This window comes from Izhakiella capsodis (genome assembly GCF_900115045.1).
In the GTDB taxonomy this organism is placed as follows: domain Bacteria; phylum Pseudomonadota; class Gammaproteobacteria; order Enterobacterales; family Enterobacteriaceae; genus Izhakiella; species Izhakiella capsodis.
This window is the reverse complement of the sequence record NZ_FOVC01000027.1, coordinates 1-1,643: the sequence shown is the minus strand read 5'-3', so window position 1 is coordinate 1,643 and position 1,643 is coordinate 1. Positions and strand designations below refer to the sequence as shown.

Sequence of the window (1,643 nt, the reverse complement as noted above, 5' to 3'; positions counted from 1 at the left end):
ACCAATCAGCGGGGTCTTGAGCTTATTGGCAATGCTGAAGGGTGCAGGCGCGACCCGTATCACTGTCCGGCCGGTATTCTGACCGATGGTATCGGTAATACTCACGGCGTTAAGCCCGGCACCCGTAAAGCGGATGCACAGATTGCCGCTGACTGGCAAAAGAACATCCTCGACGCCGAACGGTGCGTTAATCGTTATGCCAACGGTGCCAGACTGCCGGAAAATACATTTTCTGCTGCCGTAGAAATCACGTTCAATGTGGGCTGCCCGACCATGCAGAAATCAACGATGTTTCGTTTATTCCGGGAAGGGAAATTAGTGGCGGCATGTAACGAGCTGCCACGCTGGGTTTATGCCAACGGAAAAAAACTAAACGGACTGGTTACCCGACGTGCTGAATCAAAAGCTCTCTGCCTGGAGGGGCTGAAATGAATCTGGTCTGTTTTATCATCGCTGGGTTCCTCGCATGTCAGGGTCAACAAGGCTGGGGCTGGTTTCTGTTTATCGGAGCGTTGCTATCGTGAACTGGCTAATCAGTAACTGGCGAATATTAGTTATTTTTTCGCTCATTATGCTGTGTACATTTTATGTGGGCCTTTTCGATCACTATCGCAACAGCTACCGCGTAGAAAAACAGCGAGCCGATACAGCGCAAAATCTGGCCGTCCAGAGGCAGGAAACAATCAACGACATGCAGCGCCGCCAGCATTCTGTTGCGGCTATCGACGCGAAATATACGAAAGAGTTGGCCGATGCAAAAAATACCATTGCTGATCTACAGCGTGATGTTGCCAGCGGCGCTAAGCGGCTGCGCGTCAACGCCACCTGTGAGCGAGTGTCCGACGCTACCCGCGCCAGCGGCCTGGCTGATGCTTCCACCCCCCGACTCACTCCCGACGCTGAACGCGCTTATTGGCGTCTCAGAGAACAGCTTGTTACCGCAGAAAAGCAAATAAACGGGCTTCAGGACTATATCAGAGCAATACAGAACGTTGAAAAAACGCAGTAAAGCATGAACCGAAATAAGAGGTCGCCACTCGGCGGCCTTTTTTTATTCCTGAAATTTGGCAAATTTAAAGCGAGGTATACCCATGTTTAATTTTGAACTAAATCAGTTAGTCGAATCACGTGTCAGTGATGAATGCGGCGAAGTAAAAGGTCGCGCTGAATACTCTACACATGAAAACTCCTACTTCGTGCATTACAAGGCTGCTGACGGGCGCGCGGTGAGCGCTTGGTTTGATGAGTCTGATCTGAAATCAGTGAAAGCACAAATGGGTAGCGATGGCAAAAAATATCTTTAGAGCATAAACAATATCAAGAGGTCGCCAACCGGCGGCCTTTTTTTATGCAGTAAATCCACGCGCACCGCAGCGCATTTAAAAAACACCGAACCACACCCTTTGAAATGAGCCGTTGAGGAAGTCAGCTAGTGCTGGCGAGCCTCGGTGGACTGATTTCCTATGCGGCAACGGTTCATCTCAAAGTAAGGTAAACGCAATGAAAGAGCTGACATTTAAAAATCACTCTGTTGTGCCATTTGATAATGGAGACGGAAAGATATGGTTTACGAGCGCAAACATGGCTGAATTGCTCGAATATGCTGATGAAAAATCAGTAAACCGCCTTTACAACAGAAATAA

The 1,643-nt window shown here is 48.9% G+C and carries 3 protein-coding genes; all 3 read left to right on the top strand.

Annotation, left to right across the window (positions count from 1 at the left end; all coding sequences use genetic code 11):
* On the top strand, positions 1-432 hold a 432-nt coding region (locus BM191_RS16425), incomplete at its 5' end, for a lysozyme (RefSeq protein WP_092880337.1).
* A gap of 34 nt (positions 433-466) precedes the next feature.
* The gene (locus BM191_RS16420) at positions 467-1,009 is read left to right on the top strand and encodes a lysis protein (protein ID WP_092880332.1); all 543 of its coding nucleotides are present in this window, start codon (positions 467-469) and stop codon (positions 1,007-1,009) included.
* An 82-nt stretch (positions 1,010-1,091) separates the two neighbouring features.
* Positions 1,092-1,304: a hypothetical protein gene (locus BM191_RS16415; RefSeq protein WP_092880328.1), complete on the top strand. Its 213-nt coding sequence runs from the start codon at positions 1,092-1,094 to the stop codon at positions 1,302-1,304.
* Positions 1,305-1,643: the final 339 nt, after the last annotated feature.